Annotated in this window: 15 protein-coding genes; 11 read left to right on the forward strand and 4 right to left on the reverse strand. The window is 53.3% G+C overall.

What is annotated here, in order from left to right; genetic code table 11:
- Positions 1-55: 55 nt before the first annotated feature.
- Together RNAN_RS02085 and RNAN_RS02090 are read right to left on the reverse strand one after the other, a co-directional pair.
- A complete protein-coding gene (locus tag RNAN_RS02085; RefSeq protein WP_008218287.1) occupies positions 56-505 on the reverse strand; it encodes a GNAT family N-acetyltransferase in 450 nt (149 codons plus the stop codon).
- Positions 506-642: 137 nt separating this feature from the next.
- A complete protein-coding gene (locus tag RNAN_RS02090; RefSeq protein WP_008218288.1) occupies positions 643-1,458 on the reverse strand; it encodes an AraC family transcriptional regulator in 816 nt (271 codons plus the stop codon).
- A 172-nt stretch (positions 1,459-1,630) separates the two neighbouring features.
- Between RNAN_RS02090 and RNAN_RS02095 the strand changes: the two genes are divergently transcribed.
- From RNAN_RS02095 to thpR, 6 genes are all read left to right on the forward strand, one after another.
- Positions 1,631-2,422 carry an alpha/beta fold hydrolase gene (locus RNAN_RS02095; RefSeq protein WP_008218289.1) on the forward strand — a complete coding sequence of 264 codons (792 nt, stop codon included), beginning with the start codon at positions 1,631-1,633 and terminating at the stop codon, positions 2,420-2,422.
- Between the two features lie 61 nt (positions 2,423-2,483).
- Positions 2,484-3,497: an alpha/beta hydrolase gene (locus RNAN_RS02100; protein WP_008218290.1), complete on the forward strand. Its 1,014-nt coding sequence runs from the start codon at positions 2,484-2,486 to the stop codon at positions 3,495-3,497.
- Positions 3,498-3,761: 264 nt separating this feature from the next.
- Positions 3,762-4,358 carry a CGNR zinc finger domain-containing protein gene (locus tag RNAN_RS02105; protein ID WP_008218291.1) on the forward strand — a complete coding sequence of 199 codons (597 nt, stop codon included), beginning with the start codon at positions 3,762-3,764 and terminating at the stop codon, positions 4,356-4,358.
- Positions 4,359-4,490: 132 nt separating this feature from the next.
- Positions 4,491-5,441, forward strand: a complete 951-nt coding sequence (locus RNAN_RS02110; RefSeq protein WP_008218292.1) for an alpha/beta fold hydrolase — start codon at positions 4,491-4,493, stop codon at positions 5,439-5,441.
- Between the two features lie 145 nt (positions 5,442-5,586).
- Positions 5,587-7,836, forward strand: coding sequence for a YgiQ family radical SAM protein (locus tag RNAN_RS02115; RefSeq protein ID WP_008218295.1), 2,250 nt, complete (start codon positions 5,587-5,589; stop codon positions 7,834-7,836).
- A complete protein-coding gene (thpR, locus tag RNAN_RS02120) occupies positions 7,836-8,372 on the forward strand; it encodes an RNA 2',3'-cyclic phosphodiesterase (RefSeq protein WP_008218296.1) in 537 nt (178 codons plus the stop codon). Before RNAN_RS02115 ends, thpR begins: the two co-directional genes overlap by 1 nt.
- A gap of 22 nt (positions 8,373-8,394) precedes the next feature.
- Here thpR and RNAN_RS02125 read toward each other — a convergent pair whose 3' ends face one another.
- Positions 8,395-8,754 carry a lysozyme inhibitor LprI family protein gene (locus RNAN_RS02125; protein WP_008218299.1) on the reverse strand — a complete coding sequence of 120 codons (360 nt, stop codon included), beginning with the start codon at positions 8,752-8,754 and terminating at the stop codon, positions 8,395-8,397.
- A gap of 331 nt (positions 8,755-9,085) precedes the next feature.
- Here RNAN_RS02125 and RNAN_RS02130 point away from each other — a divergent pair, with 331 nt between their 5' ends.
- The 3 genes from RNAN_RS02130 to rlmC all read left to right on the forward strand — a co-directional run bounded on the left by RNAN_RS02130 (position 9,086) and on the right by rlmC (position 18,498).
- Entirely contained in the window at positions 9,086-14,926 is a 5,841-nt protein-coding gene (locus RNAN_RS02130) for an alpha-2-macroglobulin (RefSeq protein ID WP_008218300.1), read from the forward strand.
- A gap of 12 nt (positions 14,927-14,938) precedes the next feature.
- Positions 14,939-17,290: a penicillin-binding protein 1C gene (pbpC, locus tag RNAN_RS02135; RefSeq protein ID WP_008218302.1), complete on the forward strand. Its 2,352-nt coding sequence runs from the start codon at positions 14,939-14,941 to the stop codon at positions 17,288-17,290.
- A 65-nt stretch (positions 17,291-17,355) separates the two neighbouring features.
- Positions 17,356-18,498 carry a 23S rRNA (uracil(747)-C(5))-methyltransferase RlmC gene (gene rlmC, locus RNAN_RS02140; protein ID WP_008218304.1) on the forward strand — a complete coding sequence of 381 codons (1,143 nt, stop codon included), beginning with the start codon at positions 17,356-17,358 and terminating at the stop codon, positions 18,496-18,498.
- A 12-nt stretch (positions 18,499-18,510) separates the two neighbouring features.
- On the opposite strand, the gene RNAN_RS02145 is transcribed toward rlmC, so the two are convergent.
- Complete coding sequence (locus tag RNAN_RS02145) at positions 18,511-18,825, reverse strand: hypothetical protein (protein ID WP_008218305.1); 315 nt, start codon at positions 18,823-18,825, stop codon at positions 18,511-18,513.
- Between the two features lie 146 nt (positions 18,826-18,971).
- Here RNAN_RS02145 and imuA point away from each other — a divergent pair, with 146 nt between their 5' ends.
- Together imuA and RNAN_RS02155 are read left to right on the forward strand one after the other, a co-directional pair.
- Positions 18,972-19,643 (forward strand): translesion DNA synthesis-associated protein ImuA, encoded by a 672-nt coding sequence (gene imuA, locus RNAN_RS02150; protein WP_008218306.1) that lies wholly within the window; start codon positions 18,972-18,974, stop codon positions 19,641-19,643.
- A 5-nt stretch (positions 19,644-19,648) separates the two neighbouring features.
- Entirely contained in the window at positions 19,649-21,094 is a 1,446-nt protein-coding gene (locus RNAN_RS02155) for a Y-family DNA polymerase (RefSeq protein WP_008218309.1), read from the forward strand.
- The last annotated feature ends 7 nt before the right edge of the window (positions 21,095-21,101 follow it).

Consider the following 21,101-nt stretch of genomic DNA (forward strand, 5'->3'; position numbering starts at 1 on the left):
AACTAAAGACGAGTCGACGCCTGACGGGATAACTTGGCGCAAAAGCTTTGGTTAATTAGCTCTTTAGCTCCAGGAAATAATGATAAGCACCTGTGTCTCTTATATACCCTAAAGATTCGTAGAGTTTTTGAGCACTAGTGTTGTCTTTGGCTGTTTCCAACGATAGACCTTTGGCCTGTGTCGCGATAGCGAAAGTTCTTGCCGCATCCATCAGCTTTTTTGCTACCCCTGTACGTCTGGCTTCAATGGCAACGTATAAGTCGTTCAGGATCCATGTACGACAGACTGAAATTGATGAGAAAGCGGGATACAGCTGAGTGAAGCCCACAGCCACACCATGCTCATTTTTGGCTACAAAAATGACGGACTCATTATTTTGTAAGCGCTCTTTCAGAAAAGTACGGGCCTTGTCTAAGTTGTTATTCTGCCCATAGAAAACCCTGTACAAGTTAAAGAGAGGGCTGATTAAGTCCAGATCATCAATGCTTGCTTTTACAATTTGCATATTATAAATGCTCCAAATGAATCGTTATCTGTAACCTAGGCACTTCCCAGCCGTTTCTGGGCTATCCATTGCAGTAGCCTGGTCAGAGTAGTGTCTTCAGGCCACAAAACTGATCAACAGGGCCTCTTAAATAGATACTATTGCTGTTGCAACCACTCTCTGGGGCTGGCGCCGGTTTTACGCCTGAACGCCCGCGCCAGCGCGGATGGGCTTTCGTAGCCCACTTCATCGGCAATCAGCGCTATAGGCCGGCCTTCGCGCAAGCGTTTTTGCGTCAGGCTAACACGCCAGCTTAGCAGGTAGTCGGCCGGGGTTTTACCTACCACTTTATGAAACTGCGCCGCAAAACTGGCGCGCGACATACTGGCGGCGCTGGCTAATTCTGCCACCGACCAGGGCCTGGCGGGTTGATCGTGCATTAGCGTAACCGCGCGGGCCAAGCGTAAATCGGCCAGCCCGGCCATCATACCGGATGACAAGCTGCTACTGGCCATGATATGGCGCAGCAGCTGGATCATCACCAGCTCAAACAGCCGGTTTAACACCGCGTTTTTACCGCAGTTTTGCTCAGCGGCTTCGCTGAATAACCACAATAGGCTGTCGCCCAAAATGGGTAACTCACTAACCGGCAGCAGCATATAGTCAGGTAAGGCGGTGGTTAACGGATTATCCAGGCCGCCGTCGAAACTTAGCGCCGCACTGACCAACTGGGTATTGTCTGTCGCTACCGCACTTAGCTGGTGTTTACAGGGCCTGGGAATAAACAGCAGGCTGGGCTGGCTAATCACAATCTCCTGTTTGGCGATATGCAACCGGGCCTTACCGCTATTAAACAAATGCAGCTTGCCGCTGTGCTCCCGGGTGTCAAAGGCCAGCTCACCACTAAAAGTGCCGGCATAAAAAGTTGTAGCGTGCATGCCAAACTGCGCCAGTAAGGTTGAAAGCCGGTCCATAACCACCTCAATTAGACTATCTGCAGCATAATTTAGACAGTATGGCGCCAAAAGGCAAGGTTAACCGCCTAATATACTGCCAACGCTTACAACTGAGTTGAAGCTAAGTAGTACGCCACTTCAGGCATGACGTTAACCAACGAAAACACTATTAACAGAACAGGAATACATGATGACTAAGTTCAAATTTCGCCACATCGCCGCTGCGGTTGCTACAGCAGCTTTAACATTAAGCAGTGCCGCCTTTGCTGCCGAAAAGCCCACAGTGGTGCTGGTGCATGGCGCCTTTGCTGAATCGTCCAGCTGGAACGGCGTAGCCGCTAACCTGCTGCAACAAGGCTACCCGGTAGTGGCGGTGGCTAACCCGCTGCGCAGTTTAACGGCCGATGCCGACTATGTTGCCAGCCTGGTAAAACAGACCAGCGGCCCGGTGGTATTGGTTGGCCACTCCTACGGTGGCGCGGTGATCAGCAACGCCGTGCAGGACAATACGAATGTTAGCGCCCTGGTCTATGTTGCCGCTTTTGCCCCGGAGCAGGGGGAAACGGTACTGGAATTATCCGGCCGTTACCCGGGCAGCACTTTAGGCCCGACACTGGCGGCACCGGTGCTGTTAAAAGACGGCAGTAAAGACTTATACATCCAGCAGGATAAGTTCGCTGCACAGTTTGCTGCTGATGTACCGGCCGCAGAGGCCGTGCTGATGGCCGCCACCCAGCGCCCGGTTACCGAACTGGCGTTAACTGAGGCCGCCGGCCAGCCCGCCTGGCACACAGTGCCGTCATGGGCCATTTATGGTACCGCCGACAAGAATATTCCGGCGGTAGCAATGAAGTTTATGGCACAGCGGGCTAAAGCGAAAAAAATTGTTGAAGTGCCGGGCGCTTCGCATGTGGTGATGACATCTCACCCGGACAAAGTTGCTGCGCTGATTGTTGAAGCGGCAACCGCTACCAGCAAATAACGGCCATATAAACGGCACACTTAACTGTAACCAAATTAACTGAATTATTGAGGACACCACCATGAAAACATTAAACACTGTGATCACTGCCAGCCTGTTAGCCTTAAGTATCGGCAATGTGTTTGCCGCCGGCTCACCGGGCGTTGAAACTAAAACCCAGGGCTTTTTAACTGCGTTGGCCCAGGGCGGCGGTAAGCCACTGGAGCAGTTATCGGTAGCCGACGCCCGTGCTGTGCTGATAGGTGCTCAGCAAGGTGCGGTTTTGCCGGCAGCTGATGTCAGCGAGAAAATTATCAAGGTAGATGGCCAGAGCATTAAACTGGTGATTGTAAAACCACAAGGCACTAAAGGCACTTTGCCGGCCTTTATGTTCTTCCACGGTGGTGGCTGGGTATTGGGTGATTTTCCCACGCACGAGCGTTTAATCCGTGACTTAGTACAGCGCTCTGGCGCAGTAGCGGTTTACGTTGATTACACCCCGTCACCGGAGGCCAAATACCCCACGGCGATTAACCAGGCCTATGCGGCAACCCAATGGGTGGCAACGCATGGTAAAGAGATTGGCGTGGATGGCAGCCGTTTAGCGGTAGCGGGGAACAGTGTCGGCGGTAATATGGCCGCGGTAGTGGCGTTAAAAGCCAAAGCCGCAGGTACACCAAGGCTGAAATTCCAGTTATTGCTGTGGCCGGTTACCGATGCCAGCTTTAATAACAGCTCGTATCAAACCTATGCCGAGGGCCACTTTTTAACCCGCAATATGATGCAGTGGTTTTGGGATAATTACACCACGTCGCAGGAGCAGCGCAACGACATTTACGCCTCGCCACTGCGCGCCACCACTGAGCAGTTACGGGGATTACCACCGGCGCTTATTCAAACCGCAGAAATGGACGTGCTGCGCGATGAAGGTGAAGCCTATGGCCGTCATCTGAATGCGGCCGGTGTTGCCGTGACGACAGTGCGCTATAACGGCATGATCCACGACTTTGGCTTGCTGAATGTACTAAGCGACGTACCGGCAGTACAGGATGCGTTAGATCAGGCCGGTCGTGAGCTGAAGGACCATCTGAAATAACTGAAACAATACAAATTTGTTTTGACGAAAGGTTGCCACTTTAGTTAGTGCTAAGTGGCAACAAATCACTTTGCTTTAGGTCTGGTAACTACAGCAGTAGTTAAGGTTAAAACTGTAGGCAGCATTCTTTTCGTAATCATAGCCACTGTTTACGGTATGGTTGGCAAATTTGTCTTGTAACCTTTATGATCCAGGTTAAGTGGTTACTGTCGTGAGTCTGACTTAATTTAAGTAACCGCACATAATGTCGTCTAAAGGTTGCTTATGTTGATATCTGAAATTTTGCATGACAAAAATATAACTGATGCCCCCTTGCTGGGAGACCACTTAGCAATGGACTTACTCAATACTGAAGCTCGTAGTGGAGATAAGATAGTTGATTACTGGACTAGTGATGCCGCTGTGCTGAGATGGCTGGGCCAGAATGACATCTTTCCTGCTGCGCAGCAGCGCGCCTTGGCTGATGGTGAGTTACTCTCGCAAGCTAAGGCTTTAAGAGCGCTTGCGCATCAGCTGATTACAGCGTTTAAGCAGCAAAAAACACCGGACATCAGCGAGCTGAATACTTACCTGCATAGCTATGTTAGCGCGCCGCATCTGGCACCTGACAGCGATGGCAAGCTGGAAATAACTCGTCTCTCATGTGGTGACACTGCGGCTTCTATGCTGGGACAGGTTGCCGAAGCGGTGGCTCAGTTGTTGGTTGAAGGTGACGCGACACTGGTTAAGCAATGCGAACACCCGGACTGTATTTTGTGGTTTTATGATCGGACAAAAGCGCATAAACGGCGTTGGTGCAGTATGGCAACCTGTGGCAATCGTTATAAAGCTGCGCAGTTCAGGAAACGAAACAGTGATTAGCCCGAAGCTGTAATGCTGTTGTCAGCCTCTAAAATACCCTTACCTAATAAGTAACCTTTATAACTTTACTTTAGAGGTTATAAAGTTTAAAGTAACCTCTAAATTTTTATTTATATGGTTACGAGGTTGTTTATGCAATCAAAAACAATTCCAGCGATGTTACTTGCCAGCGGCATGGTGAGTGGAGTGGCATTAGCTGATCAGAGCAATAACGCTACTAAGCCGCATGTGCGTTTTAACTATGAGCAAGTAGACAACGTCAATATTTTCTACCGAGAGGTTGGACGTAAAGATTCACCAACAATTCTGATGTTGCACGGCTATGCGGCCTCGTCTTTTATGTGGCGTGATGTCATCGATGCACTAGCTGCTGACTATCATGTTATCGCTTTAGATTTGCCTGCCTTTGGCTTTACAGAGTCTCCGGCAAGAGAAGACTATGAGTACACCTTTGCCAACCTTGCAAATACTGTAGATAAATTTATCAAGCAAAAAGGGCTTAACTCTTTTGCCATTGCAGTTCACGATTACGGTGCCCCCGTCGGCTGGCGCCTGGCGCTGAAAAACCCTGGTAAAGTAACAGCGATCATCTCGCAAAATGGCAATGCTTACGAAGAAGGTTTAGCCGATGGCTGGGGACCGATTAAAAAATACTGGCAAAACCCTTCCAGCGAAAATAGAGCAGCCCTGAGCGACTTCCCGACAGCAGCATCCATTAAATGGCAATACGTGGAAGGGGTACCCGATCTAACCAAAGTTTCTCCGGATGGCTACACCCTGGAAGGACTACACGTATCAAAGCCCGGCATGGCCGATATTCAGTTGGACTTGTTGCTTGATTATAAATCCAACGTAGAGCAGTATCCGCAATATCAGGCATATTTCCGTCAATACCAGCCGCCACTTCTGGCAGTTTGGGGAAAGCACGATCCTTTCTTCTCACCAGAGGGTGCGCAAGCCTGGAAGAGGGATATCCCTAAGGCTGAAATCCACTTTTTTGATACTGGCCACTTTGCATTGGAGACCCACCACTCAGAGATCATTGCGGTGATCAAAGATTTCCTGCAACGCCACGTAAAGTAACTCAATCACGGCGATGGAGCCATTAATCAGGCCCATTCGCCTTTCCCCGCCACTCCTTGTATAATACGCGCCCTTGTTACGCTCAGGTGCTTAATTTATGTCCACTGCTGCTCCCGTTTCCCGCAAGTCTGCCCCTGTAGCACGCATGGCGCCTGAGCGCGATTTATTCTCCTACCCGAAATACTGGGCCGAGTGCTATGGCACGGCACCGTTTTTACCGATGTCACGCGCTGAGATGGATAAACTGGGCTGGGACAGCTGCGATGTGATTCTGGTTGTCGGTGATGCCTATGTAGACCACCCCAGCTTTGGTATGGCGGTAGTCGGGCGCATGTTAGAAGCGCAGGGCTACCGGGTAGGCATTATTGCCCAGCCTAACTGGCACAGCAAAGATGACTTTATGCGCCTGGGCAAGCCCAACCTGTTTTTTGGCGTGTCGGCCGGCAATATGGACTCGATGATTAACCGCTACACCGCCGATAAAAAGCTGCGCCACGACGATGCTTATACGCCGGGCGATGTCGGCGGCAAACGGCCGGACCGCGCGGTTACCGTGTATACCCAGCGCTGTAAAGAAGCGTTTAAAGAGGTGCCGGTGATTATCGGCGGTATAGAGGCCAGTTTGCGCCGTATTGCCCATTATGATTACTGGTCAGAGAAAGTGCGCCGCTCGGTGATTTTTGACGCCAAGGCCGATATCTTAATTTACGGCAATGCTGAGCGCCCGTTGGTAGAAGTGGCACACCGCATTGCTTCGGGTGTGCCGGTAAGTGAGATACAGGATGTGCGCGGCACGGCGGTTATTCGTAAAGAGCCACTGCCGGGCTGGCGCGGGGTGGATTCCACTGCGATAGATAAAATCGGCAAAATTGACCCCATTCCAAACCCCTATGGCGCCGATGATGTGGGTTGCAGCAGCTATTCAGAATTTGCCAAAGCCGGTATCGATTTAACTAAGCCACAAGAGGTTGAAGCCAAGCCGATTTTAGTACAGCCGCCACGACAAAAGCCGTGGGAGCAAACCTATGTGAAGTTACCGGCCTTTGAGCAGGTAAGCGTAAATAAGCCACTGTATGCTCATGCTTCGCGCATTTTGCACCAGGAAACCAACCCCGGCTGCGCCCGCGCCATTATGCAGCGCCATGGCGACCGGCACATTTGGGTGAACCCGCCGGCCTTTCCGCTGAGTACCGAAGAGATGGATTTGGTATTTGGCCTGCCGTATCAGCGTGTGCCGCACCCGGTATATGGCAAGGAAAAAATTCCGGCCTACGAGATGATTAAAACCTCGGTCAATATCATGCGTGGCTGTTTTGGCGGCTGCTCGTTCTGCTCTATTACCGAGCATGAAGGCCGTATTATTCAAAGCCGGTCGAAAGAGTCGATTATGCAGGAGATCAAGGATATTCGCGACAAAGTGCCGGGTTTTACCGGCGTGATATCCGATTTGGGTGGCCCAACGGCCAATATGTACCGCTTAAACTGTAAAAACCCCAAAGCCGAGCAAACCTGCCGCAGGCCATCTTGTGTATACCCGACCATTTGCGAGCATATGGACACCGACCAGAGCCCGACGGTAGAGCTGTACCGCGAGGCACGTAATTTACCCGGCATTAAAAAGGTGCTGGTGGCCTCAGGCGTGCGTTACGATTTAGCGGTAGAAGATCCGAACTATGTGCGCGAGCTGGTGCAGCATCATGTTGGCGGCTATTTAAAAATAGCGCCGGAGCATACCGAAGAAGGCCCGCTATCGAAGATGATGAAGCCGGGCATGGGGGCTTATGACAAGTTTAAAGAAATGTTCGACCGCTTTAGTAAAGAAGCCGGTAAACAGCAGTTTTTAATTCCGTATTTTATTGCCGCCCACCCCGGTACCACTGATATGGATATGATAAACCTGGCGCTGTGGCTGAAAGAGCGTGATTTTAAGCTGGATCAGGTACAAAACTTTTACCCCAGCCCAATGGCGAATGCGACCACCATTTACCATACCGAGATGAACTCGCTGAAAAACATCAATAAAGCCAATACCGAACAGGTGCCGGTACCTAAAGGTGAACGTCAGCGCCGCTTGCACAAAGCCATACTGCGCTACCATGACCCAAAAGGCTGGCCGATGATCCGCGAAGCCCTGGTTAAAATGGGCCTGGCGCATTTAATTGGCCGCACTAAAGGCTGCTTAGTGCCGCCCGAGAGCAAAGACGAGCAGTTTAAAAAGCCGCGCAGCGGTGGCAAACCGGCGCTGAGCCGTCACACCGGTTTAAACCCGGCGGCCAAGGCGACAGCCAAGCACACCGACAAAACCGCTAAAAAGCCATTTAATACCAAGCCTGCTGCAAAAGCAGTCGCCGGCAAACCTCATGGCGCTAAAGCGCCTAAACGGTCTAATGGCTAATGCAGCGGCTGTTTTTCAGCCTTAAATTTATCCCTGAGCAGCAACAGCTGTTGCTGCCTTATCAACAGCAGGCGCTTGATTTGTGTCCGGCGGCTAAAGCCGTTGATGTCGATAATTTGCACTTAACGCTGTTTTTCTTGGGTCAGGTTGATGCAACACAGCAACAGCGGCTGATTAGCGCAGCACAGCAGATTACTATTCCGCCGTTTAGCCTGACACTGGATACGTTAAGCAGTTTTATCAAACCGAAAATTTTGTATCTGGCACCGTCGCAGCAGCCTGATGCACTGTTGCAGTTGCAGCAACAAGTGGCACAGTGTTGTAAGGCCTTGGGCTTTAGTGATATCCATGATAAATACCGGCCGCATATTACCCTGGCGCGGCACGCCGTGTGCGATGCTGCATTGCAGCAGCCGGTGGAGCCATTAACTCTGCTGGTTAGTGAGTTTGCGCTTTATCAGTCGGTGAATATTAACGGTGCAGTGCGATACCTGCCTGAAACTGTGTTTGGTGAAAGGCACTCAGGTACAGCTTAACCTGAGTGTTATTGGTAGTTGTTCAGAAACCGGTTTCAAAGTAAGCCGTTGCTTGTACTGATGTCCAGGTGCCATCGGTATAAAGAACTATGGCTTTACCGACATGTTCCATATAAGGCCGGATTGGTTTGGTGCAATAGGTAGAGCTTGAAGCACAGCCGCTGGCAGCTTCAGACCAGATCACGGATGAAATAGGCTTTGTGGTACCAACCACCCGCCAGATGGCATCATTTGGATTGTTGTCCATGGTATATTCTAAGCTGATACAATAACCTTGTGACCAATTATCATAAGCGGCGGTGTCAACCATACATTCCATTTGTGCTGCCATGGTTGAACCTGATGCCAATAACAAACCTAAAGCAGTAAGTATCTTTTTCATTATATTTTCCTTATTCAATATATTATGTAAACCCTGATTGTTTTGCTTGAAGCCTGTTCAGTCAACAACGGAAATATAATTGCGTCAAATGATAATTTCGTATCATATGTTTATCATTTATTTATCTTTTTGCGCGCTATGGTAGCCAGGTGGCAGTGACGCATTTTTGCGGCAAAGCATGCATGCCGGTAATAAACCGGCGGTATAACAACTCTTTACCAGCACAGACTTAAGCCTTAATCGCTTTGCTGCTATAGTTCATCGGTGATTAACCTTCACCGTCTATACTCGCTTAACAGTTTGCTTTACTGCCCGTTTACAAGGATGGCTTATGTCTGGCTCTTTGTCGTTTTTTCATAGATTGTTTCGAACGCTGTTTGGTGCTATTAGCTGGAGCGCGCCAGCCTGGCTTAAGCGGCTTAAACACTGCGCTAACCAGCAACCGCTAAAGTTTTACAGCGCACTGTTATTGCTGCTGGCGGGCTTAGCCGCACTGACGGGCGGTTATTACTACTACCAACAGCTGCCCAAGCCGTTACAGGTGATTGCCAGTGTAGAAGCACCGCTGATTGGCGATTATGTTGATGATACTGAGCAACCGACACCGTTAACCCTGCGCTTTGCTTACGATACGCCTGACAGTCCCGCACAAAGTATGCCGGCTACGCCATTATCCGCCGCCCGGCTGGATTTAATTGGCGAGGTGATAACGAAAGGCGTTAGCTTAAGCCCGGCACTTGCCGGTAAATGGTCATGGCAGGATGACAATAGCCTAGTTTTTACCCCTGAGCAGGCCTGGCCGGCTGGCACCGCCTATACCGTTAACCTGGATAACACCATTTTTGCGCCTGCCACCAGGCTGGCGCAACGCCAGTACCGCTTTAGCACGAAGGACCTCACCGTAGACATTGAGCAGCTGCGCTTTTATCAACACCCCACCGAGCAAACAACGCGGCAGGTGGTGGCGACACTGAATTTTAGCCACCCGGTACAGCTTGACAGCGTAAAGCGCAACCTATCACTGCTGATGCGCCCCTCTGGTGCTGATGTTAACAGCAAAGGCCAGCCGCTGGGGTTTAACGTAACAGCCGATAACAGTGACCGTCAGTTGTATCTGCAGTCTGATGCGCTGACCTTACCCGCACAAGAGCAATATTTAACCCTGAGCTTAAAGCAAGGCGTGGCTGCCAGTAATGGAAAGGCCAGCACTTCGCAAGCTCTGGAGCAGCAGCTGCTGATCCCCGATAAAAGCAGCTTTTTAAAAGTAGCCGAGCTTAAAACCGATATCGTTAGAAATGAAGCACAGGAGCCCGAGCAGGTGCTGCTGTTAAGCTTTACCGACCGCATTAACCGCACTGAGCTTGGGCAAAAACTGAAGCTGTATCAGCTGCCGAAGCATCCAAGGCGCAGTTCAAACTACTGGGCGCCGGGCGAGGTGACCAGCGCCGTGTTACAGCAGGCCAGCTTATTAAACTATCAGCTGATGCCAACGAGCGAAGCGCACGACAGTGCCTTTAGTATTAAGCTGGATTTACCGCCCGGCCAAAGCCTGTTTGTTAGCCTGCAAAAGGGCATGGCGTCATTTAATGATTTCACCTTAGCCAATGAATACCGCGCCGTGGTGCAGGCACCGCAATACCCGAAAGAAGCCCGCATTAACGGTGAAGGGGCGCTGCTTACGCTAAGCGGCGAGCAAACGCTGCAGCTGTTAAGCCGCGGCGTAAAAGGTGTGCGGGTAAGCTTAAATAAGCTGTTGCCCGGTGAGCTGCAGCATTTTATCAGCCAGAGCGGCGGCGATATCAGTAAGCCGTATTTTTATAACTATGAATTTGATGCCAGCAATATTAGCCACCGCTTCGACAAAACCTTTACCCTGGCCAATAGCCACGCCAAAGCGGCCAATTATCTGGCGCTGCCGTTAAAGCCCTATCTGGCCGAGGCGGGTATGGGCGTGTTCTTTATTGAGCTGACTGAATATGACCCGGCGCGGCCGGATGACACCGGCCAGACGCTGGACAAGCGGGTAGTGCTGGTGACCGACTTAGGCTTATTGGTAAAACACAATAATGATAGCAGCCAGCAGGTATTTGTTATGTCACTGGCCAGCGGCAAACCGCTTGCCGGTGCTAAAGTGGCGCTGCTGGGTAAAAACGGCTTGCCGGTATTAAGCGGCAGTACCGACGAGCGCGGCAGTGTGATGCTGGGTAAAACCAATGGCTTTAACCGCGAGCGCCAGCCGGTGGTGTATCTGGTTAGCCACAGCGCCAACGGCGTCAGCGACAGCAGTTTTATTCCTTATGACAGATACAGCCGGCAGCTGGATTACTCGAAATTTGACACCAGTGGCCGTTATCAGCAGGAGCAAACTGACAAAGCGCTCAGTGCCTATATGTTTAGCGACCGCGGCATTTACCGCCCCGGCGAGCAGGTACAGTTGGCAGCTATTATCCGCCATAACGATTTATCCGCCGCGGCGCAGCAACTGCCACTGAGAATACAGGTGCAGGGCCCGCGCGGCGCCACCTTTTATCAGCAAAACTTTAGTTTATCCGGTCGCGGACTACATAGCTTTAGCCTGGATACCCAGCCCTACAGCGACACCGGTAATTACCATGCCAGTATCAGCCTGCTGGATAAAGACGGCAATGCCAGTCACTACCTGGGCTCGGTCAGCTTTGCGCTGGAAGAGTTTATGCCCGACAGCTTGAAAATTAGCAGCCGCTTTAATCAGGCACTGGCTAATAATGAGCCGGGTTGGCTATCGCCAACCGATTTGGTCGCGCAGGTGCAGTTAGATAACTTATTTGGCACGCCGGCACAGCAGCGCCGCGTCAGTGCGCGCTTTGAGCTTATTCCCAGCCGTTTTAGTTTCAGCCAGTATCCGGATCATATTTTTATTGCGCCGCAGGATGAGAACGCCGAAAAAGCCGGCCGGGTCAGGCAGAGCCTGGATGATCAGCAAACCGACGCCGAAGGCAAAGCCCGCTTTGCGCTGCCACTGGCGCAATACAGCGGTGGCAGCTACCGTTTGCTGTTAACCACCGAAGGCTTTGACGGTGCCGGCGGGCGCAGTGTGCAGCATATCAGCAGCGCCCTGGTGTCACCGCTGAACAGCCTGGTGGGGGTAAGAACCGATGGCGGGCTCAGCTACCTGAAAAAGCAGCAAAGCCGCAGCGTACAGTTTATTGCCATAGATAACCGCCTGGCGCAGGTGGCGCTGGATGATCTTAAGCTAAGCCTGATAGAAAAGCGGCCGCTGTCCAGCCTGGTGAAACAACGCGACGGCACCTATCAGTACCAGAGCATAGTGCAGCAGGTTAAGCTTAATGAAACGCCTTTTAGCATTGCTGCAACGGGCAGCAACTATAGCCTGCCGACTGACACGCCGGGCGATTTTGAGCTGCAGCTGCATCAGGGCCAGCAGCTATTGGGCACGCTGAGCTTTAGCGTGGTGGGCGAAGGTAATATTAACGCCATGCTGGAGAAAAACGCTGCCCTTAGCGTAAAACTGGATAAAACTGACTATAAAGCCGGCGACTGGATAGAGCTTAATATTACCGCGCCGTACACCGGCAGCGGCCTTATCAGCATTGAAAGTGACAAAGTACACGCCTTTAGCTGGTTTAACAGTGACAGCACCAGCAGTATTCAGCGCATTGCGCTGCCCGAAGGCATTGAAGGCAATGCTTATATTAATGTCAGCTTTGTCCGCGCAGCGGACTCAGATGAACTCTTTGTCAGTCCGCTAAGCTATGCAGTCGTGCCGTTTAATATTGACCGCAGCCGCCGCCAGCTGACCATCACGCTTAGCGCGCCTGAAGAGGTGCGGCCGGGTAAAGCCTTTAACGTGCAGTACCAAAGCGGCCAAAGCGCCGATATGCTGTTGTACGGCGTAGACGAGGGCATTTTGCAGGTGGCCGGTTATCAGCTACCCGATCCGTTATCGCATTACCTGCAAAAGCGCGCCTTGCAGGTACGCAGCATGCAAATGCTTGATCTGTTGTTGCCGGAGTTTAGCCTGCTGAAGCGCCAGTTAGCCGGTGTTGGTGGCGATACCGAACGCATGGCGATGGCCAGTATGATGATGGATAAAAACCTCAACCCCTTTGCCCGGCGCGCCGAGCAGCCAGGGGTATTTTGGCTGGGCCGCTTAACGGCAGGCCCTGAGCTTAAAACGGCGCAAGTCAGCCTGCCGGCCAGCTTTAGCGGTAATGTGAAACTGATGGCGGTGGCGGTAAGTGACACGGCGCTGGGCTCTGCGGTAACGGATATCCGCGTGCGCGGCCCCTTTGTGCTAACGCCGGATGTGCTGTTAAGCGCCGCACCGGGGGATGAGTTTGATGTTAGCATCACGGTGGCTAATGGCATTAAAGGCTCTGGCGCCGCTGCGCCGGTAAACGTAAGCCTTAACCTGCCGGCGAACCTGAGCGTTGTCGGGCCTGATAAGGCCACACTGGCCATTAGTGAAGGCAGTGAGCAAAGTGCGCGCTTCCGGTTAAAAGCCGGCCCGGCGCTGGGCAGTGTCGATCTTGGCTTTACGGCGCGGTATCAACAAGGCGGGGTAACTGAAGAGGCCAGCCGCAATGTCAGTATCAGCATTCGTCCGGCCAGCGCCTATCAAACCACATTAACCGCTGGCTATGCCGACAAAGGCCCGCTGAGTATTGACACCCGCTATCCGCTGTATGGCGAATTTGCTCAGCTTAACGTAACGGCATCAAGCAACCCGCTGGTGCTGGCTGAGGCCTTTACCCATTATCTGGCGCAATACCCGCATGGCTGTACCGAGCAGGTGGTATCGCAAGTGTTCCCCTGGATTGGTTTGGTGCAGCAGGACGCTTATCAGGCGCAGTGGCCGGCACTGAATGAAAAATTTGCCGTGCTGGTGCAAAAGCTGGCCGAGCGCCAGCAAAGCGATGGCGGCTTTAGTTTCTGGCCGGGCGGTTATCACAGTGCTGATTTTCCCAGCATTTACGTGATGCACTTTTTACTGGCCGCGCGTGAGCAGGGCCTGGCAGTGCCGGATTATCTGTATCAGCAGGGGCTTGACTATCTGCGCGGCGTGGCGCGGCAAAGTGGCGCTAACCTTTATCAGGCCAGGCTAAGGGCTAATGCCATTTACCTGTTAACCCGCAGCGGCGAAGTGACCACCAATTATCTTACCGCGCTGCACGAGCGGCTGGAAAAGCAGCACCAGCAGGGCTGGCAAGGCGATATTACCGCGGTGTATATGGCGGCCACCTATCAGCTGCTGCAACAACCGGCCCTGGCAAACGGCCTGCTGGCGGGCTACCGGCTGGGCAAGCCCTCGGGTTTGCAAAGCCAGTATCTGGCGCGTATTGCCCAGCCACTGCCAGCTTTTGCCAACCCGGCGTTTCAGTCACAGCTAAGTTTAGATGCGCAGTATGTTTACCTGTTAGCCAGCCATTTTGCCGACAAGGCGCGTGCACTAGATGGCGGGCAAATATTACAGCTGCTGCAGCCGGCCTTTAGTGGCCAGTACAACACCATCGCCAGCGCTTATACGGTACTGGCATTGTCGGCCTATGCCAGGTTAAGCGGCGATGCTGAGCTGACTGCACCGGCGTTTTATCAGCGCCTGGCCGATGGCAGCGAAGTGCCGCTTAGCCCGGCAGATAACCACAGCGCGATGCCTAAAGTTGCCTTTGATCATCAGGCGACGCAGATCCTGCTACAAAGCCAGCAAGCAATGTTTTATGCGCTAAGCGAAGCCGGTTTTGCTAAAACTGCGCCCGAAAAAGCCGTATCGGCTAGCCTTGAGCTGGTGCGCGATTATCTGGACAGCGACGGCAAGGTGGTGACACAGGCCAAGCAAGGTGATGAGCTGACGGTGCGCTTAAGGCTGCGCAGCACCGATGGCCAGTGGCATAACAATATCGCCTTAATTGACTTACTGCCGGCCGGTTTTAGCATAGTGCGCAGCTCAGTAGCGCGGCAAAGCGGGCCCTGGCGTGCCGATTATGTCGATATCCGCGAAGACCGTCTGGTGTATTACGCTAGTTTCGGCAGCCAGATGACTGAGCTTAGCTACCAGGTAAAACTGACGGCGGCCGGTAACTTTACCCTGCCCACGGCGCAGGCGCAGTCGATGTACGATCCGGCGGTGCATGCCAGCACTGCCGCCGGGCGTTTTGTGGTTGACGCCAGATAACCGGCGCTAACGATGTTAAACCGGTTAAGTAAAAAACCGCGCTTACTGGCATTGCTGGTCGCTGTGCCGGCGGCGCTGTTGGCGTTGGTTTTGTTGCTGCTGAGCCTATCGCCCAGGCCAGAGCTGTACAGCGGTTACCGGCAAAGCGGCGCCTATTTTGCCGCCGGCGGCGAGCTGTTAAGCCTGCGTTTGGCGCAGGATCAGCGCTACCGGCTTAAAGTGACACTGGACGATATCGCCCCCACGCTACAACAGGCCACCTTACTGTATGAAGACCGGCGTTTTTACCAGCATGTTGGTGTGGATCTGACGGCCGTCGGTCGTGCCTTCTGGCAAAGCATAGTAAAAAGCGGCCGCCGTCAGGGCGCATCGACCATTACCATGCAGCTGGCGCGGCTGCGCTATGGTTTAAATACCAGTACCTTCGCCGGTAAGCTACAGCAGCTGGTGCTGGCGCTGTATCTGGAATGGCACCTGAGCAAAGCCGATATTTTACAGGGCTATTTTAATTACGCCCCTTATGGCGGCAATATTGAAAGCGCCGCTGCCGCCAGCCTGATCTACTTTGGCAAAGAAGTAAGCCGCCTTAGCCTGCCCGAAGCGCTGGCGCTAAGTGTAATACCACAAAACCCTAACCAGCGCAGCCCGTTAAGTACAACCGGCCGTGAGCAGCTGGAGCGGGCGCGACAGCGTTTAGCTGCGCTTTGGCTGGCGCAGTACGGCCAAGCCGTTGAGGATGCCCGTTTAAGCCTGCCGCTGCACTATTATCAGCGTAGCGATCTCACCAACCAGGCACCGCACTTTGTTACTCAGTTACAGCAGGGCGGCGAGCTACTAACGGCAGATGCCGGCACTGAAGGCCGCTTTTATACCAGTTTGCAGTTACCGTTGCAGCAGGTGTTGGCGCAGCAGGTTAACCGCTATTTGCGCCGCCAGCAGCAAGCCGGTTTTACCAATGCCAGCGCGCTGTTGATAAAGCGCAGCAGCATGCAGGTGCTGGCCTGGCTGGGGTCGGCCGATTTTAACAATGCCGCTATTTTAGGCCAGGTCGATGGCGTGAGCGCTTTGCGCTCGCCAGGCTCGGCGTTAAAGCCCTTTGTCTATGCGCTGGCGCTGCAACAAGGGCTTATTCACCCGCAAAGTCTACTTAGCGATATACCGCGCCGTTATGGCAGCTTTAACCCGGAGAATTTCGACGGCAAGTTTGCCGGCCCGCTGCCGGCAACCGAGGCGCTGATTAACAGCCGCAATGTGCCGGCGGTGCAGTTACAGGCGCAGTTAACCGCGCCGGATTTTTATCACTGGCTAAAACTCGCCGGGGTACACCTGCCAAAAGGGCCCGGGCATTATGGCCTGGCGCTGGTATTGGGCGGCATGGAAATTAGCATGGCGCAGCTGGTGCAGCTGTATGCCACTTTGGGCAATGGCGGAAGCTGGCAGGCGCTGCAGTGGCAGGCCATGCCTGTAGCAAGCAAGAGCCAGGCACTGCTTAGCCCTGAGGCGGCATTTTTAACGCTGGATATGCTGCGTCAGCACCCCAGGCCACAGGCGGGGCTTGTACACAAGTTGGTTGAGCAACTGCCGGTCGCCTGGAAAACCGGCACCTCTTATGCCTTTCGCGATGCCTGGGCTATTGGTTTAACCGGCGACTATGTACTGGCGGTATGGTTGGGTAACTTTGATGGCAGCAGTAACCCTAATCTGGTCGGTTTAACTGCCGCCGGCCCCTTGCTGTTTGAGCTGTTAGCCTTGTTACCGGCAGATAACGACGCCAACAAAGCGCTGTTTACGCCGTCAGGCAAGCTTAATATTCAGCAGGTCGCGCTCTGTAGCCGCAGCGGACAGTTGCCAAATAAATATTGCCCGCACACCACACCCGGCTGGTTTATTCCGGGGGTGTCGCCAATAAAGGTTTCTGACGTGCACCGCGCGGTGCCGGTGTATACCGACAGCGGCCTTAGAGCTTGTCGCCATCAGCCGCCAAAAACTGAGCTTAAGGTGTATGAATTTTGGCCGTCAGATATAGCGCGGGCTTATCAGCAGGCCGGGCTTATGCTGCAAACTGCGCCTGAGTATCAGCAACCCTGTACGTTGCAGCAACTGGCCGGTCAGCCACCGCAGATCCGCACACCTCAGCCGGATCTGATCTATCAGTTGGGCAATACGCCACAGCAGCGGCAAATTGCGCTAAAGGCCAGCTTTGATGGCGGCGTGAGCCGGGCGCACTGGTTTATCGATCAGCGTTATATCGGCGCAGTCAGCCCGGGGGAAACCCTGCTCTGGCCGGCAGAAAGTGGCCAGTTTCAGCTAAGAGTGGTGGATGATTTAGGCGGCGTCGCTACCCAACGCCTGCAGGTGCAGTAAAGCCTTATGTTAACGCGGCAGCTGCGCTAAAATGGCGGTGTTTTTTCTAAGATGTCGGATCTGCCATGTACTGCGCCCATTTTGCGGCTAAACGCTGTCAGTCTTGCCACTGGCTGGACAAACCCTATGCTGAGCAGCTAAGCCTGAAGCAGCAACACCTTACTGCTTTGTTAGCGCCTGCAAACGATGTTGAGCTGCTATCGCCGGTGGCCTCCGCCGAGCAGGGCTTTCGTTATAAAGCCAAAATGGTGGTGCAGGGCAGTGCTGATGCGCCCATATTGGGCATTATCAATGCACAGGGCGAGGCGGTAGACTTAGCCGATTGCCCGCTGTACCCAGCGGCGTTTGCTACTGCCTTTGATCTTTGTAAAGCCTTTATTCGCAAGGCGAAGTTAACACCCTACGATATTAATGCCCGCCGCGGCGAGCTTAAATACCTGCTGCTTAGCCAAAGCCTGCACAGCGGCCGCTTTATGCTGCGTTTGGTGCTGCGCTCGAAAAACTGTCTGGCATCGATTGAAAAACATTTACCCTGGCTGTTGGCGCAGTGGCCTGAACTTGACGTGTGCTCGGTGAATTTGCAGCCCAAGCCGGCCGCGCTTTTAGAAGGCGATGAAGAAATTGTGCTAAGCGTACAGCATCAGCTGGCCGAGCAGCTAAATCAGGTGCCGCTGTATTTAACGCCACAAAGCTTTTTTCAAACCCAGCCGGTGGTGGCGGCCAGCTTATATCAGACCGCCGCACAGTGGGCCACAGAGCTGCAGCAAGAACACACCTTTAGTGAAATTTGGGATTTATTTTGTGGTGTCGGCGGTTTTGGCCTGCATGTGGCAACGCCAGCGCAGCAACTGGTGGGCATCGAAATTGCCTCTAATGCCATTGCCAGTGCCAGCCGCTCGGCAGCAGAGCTGGGGCTTAGCAAAGTAAACTTTCAGGCGCTGGATGCCGGTGCCTTTGCCAATGCCGCGGCCAAAGCGCCGGATCTGCTACTGGTTAACCCGCCACGGCGTGGCCTGGGTGCGACACTGTGCCAGGATATTCAGCGGCTGGCTCCGCGCTGGCTAATGTACTCAAGCTGTAATGCAGCCAGCCTGGCGCAGGATTTGGCCCAGCTGACTGATTATAAGTTACTCAAAGTGCAACTGTTCGATATGCTCGCCCACAGCAGCCACTATGAAGTGCTGACCTTATTACGCCGTAATCATTAGTGGCCACGCAGGTTAGCGATGGCCATCCAGAATACGCACGATTTCTCTGCTGTGTTCAAACAGTTCGATAATAGTGCCTTCAATTTGCACGGTGATAATGCCGTCAGTAGCCGGGCGGCTGATCACTTTGGCGCGGCGGTAATAGTCTTCTGCCAGAAATTGGCCTGGTGCCAGTTTCTTCTGCCAGCCAGGGGGCAAGGGTTCACCTTTGGCCAGTTTTTTTGCCAGGCCCGGTGGTAACGACTTGTCCTGATCCGGTTTTGCCTGTACGGCAAAACTTAAACTCACCATTAAAACACACACCAGGGAAATGAGCGTTTTCATCATTGTCTACTCCGTTTGTTTTCACGGTTTTTAACATAGCTGGCTTAATGCCGGCTTAATTGCCTGCCTTAATTACATGCTGTGCTGCACCACTTGCATCCTGCCAGTCTTGTTATATACTGTATTTGTATACAGTAATTTGGTGGTGTATGTCGGCAATTATCGCGCAATTAACCCGGCGCCAGCTGTTATGGCAGGGCAATAATCAACAAGCCGCTTATCAGGCGTTAAGCTCGGGCTTTGCTGAGCTGGACGCCCGCTTAGGCGGTGGCTTTCCGGCCACTGGCTTAATAGAGCTGCAAACGGATGCGGGCATTGGCGAGCTGCGTGTCATGCTGCCCTATTTAAAACAGCAACAGGCCAGCGGCCGCTTACTGGTACTGATTGCGCCACCGGCTGAGCCTTGTGCTGATATGCTCGCCGCTGCCGGCATTAACCTGGACGCCCTACTGATCATTAGCCCGGCGAATAATAACGCTATGCTATGGGCCGCTGAGCAGTGTCTGCACAGTGGTTGCTGCGCTTCGGTGCTATTGTGGCAGCCGCAGCTAAGCCTGGCGCAGGCCCGGCGTTTACAGCTGGCGGCAGAGCAGGGCGCGGCCAGTTTAATAGTGCTGCGAAAGCCGGCGCAGTATTTAAGCCTGCCGGTAAATTTAAGCCTGGCGTTAACCGCCAAAGCGCAAGGCCTTAGCGTTAAGGTGCTAAAACGTAAAGGTGGCTGGGCCGGCGAGGTAGTCAATATCAGCATGCAGCAGCACTGGCCGGCGCTGTGTTTAGCTGACAGCAGCGCTGCCACCGCGTTAACGGCTGTCGCAGGTTAGCCGCTATGGCGCTGTATTTGTATTTACAGTTGCCATCTTTGCTGGTCGACTGCGTAAGCCCGCTGCCGGCTAAGGTACCGCTGGCAGTAGCCGATGCGCAGCACCGCCTGGTGCAGTTAAACGCAGAAGCCGCCGCGCGTGGTATTACCCTGGGGATGTCGCTAGGCACGGCCGCCGCGCTCTGTGCTGATTTACAGCTGCTGCCGTATCAGACAGAGCGGCAACAGCAGTTGCTGCAAAGTGTGGCGCAGCAGCTGTATCAGCTGACGGCCGATATCGCGCTGGACCCACCAGATGGCCTGTATTTACGCCTTTGTGCCATGTTAAGGCTATACCGTGGCCTTAATGGCTACTGGCAGGTGCTTTATAAGGCACTGCAGGCGCTGGGTTATCGTTATCAGTTTAGTTGTGGCACCACACCACTGGCCGCCAAATGCCTGGCGCGGCAGCAGCTTAACCTGTTAAGTGCCGACAGCACCGGGCTTAGCGCAGCACTAAAACGCAGCCCGCTTGTGGCGAGCGAGCTGAGCCTGCCATTACAGCAGCAGTTAAAACGGTTGGGTATTAATACCTTAGGCCAGCTGCTGGCGCTGGCACCGGCCGAGCTGTCGCGCCGCTTCGAGCCTGAGCTGTTAAGCTATCTGGGCAGGCTAAACGGCGATTTTTATCATGCACTTAATTATATTCAGCCGGCGCCGGGTTTTAGCCGTTATATCGAACTGTTGTACGATATTGCTGACACCCGTGTACTGACTGCTCCACTTAGCAGCCTGCTGCAACAGTTATCCATGCAGCTGAAACAGCGTGATGCACTGTGTTATCAGTTGCAGCTTAGCTTGCATTTTCGCTCTGGCCGGCCCGCCATAGTGTTAGCGGTTGGCTCGGCGCAGGGCGAATATCTGCCAGAGCGCTGGTTAATGCTGTGCCAGCTGCAGTTATGCCGGCTTAAGCTGGCCGAGCCGGTCAGCGGCCTTGAGCTTAACTGCGATGATTTTAAGCCGAGGCAGGCGCAAACCGCGGCCTTATTTGATAACTCAGTGGCTACCCTGTCGCCTTTACAGTTGGTGTCATTGCTTGAAGCCAGGCTGGGGCGTGGAGCTATCAGCAGCCTTAGCCTGCAAAACCAACATTTACCTGAGCTGGCCAGCCGCCGGCAACCGCCGTTATGGACGCAGCAGAGCCAACACCAGAAGCAGCAAAACCAGAGTGGTGGTGGGGCAGCATTGAAGCCTGTTATACCTTTAGCGTTAAGGCCAGCCTTTATTTTGCCCAGCCCCAGGCCATTAACTGAGCCGGTAGAGATCACGTCTGGCCCGGAGCGACTATGCCCAAACGGCTGGCAGCTGGCGGCGCAGCGTGATTATTTTATTGGCCGTAACCGCAAAGGCCAGTGGCTGTGGCTGTACCGCACGGTGTCGCAGCAGTGGTTTGTGCACGGCCTGTTTAGTTAGCCACCGC

Source organism: Rheinheimera nanhaiensis E407-8, assembly GCF_000296695.1.
Classification (GTDB): domain Bacteria; phylum Pseudomonadota; class Gammaproteobacteria; order Enterobacterales; family Alteromonadaceae; genus Alishewanella; species Alishewanella nanhaiensis.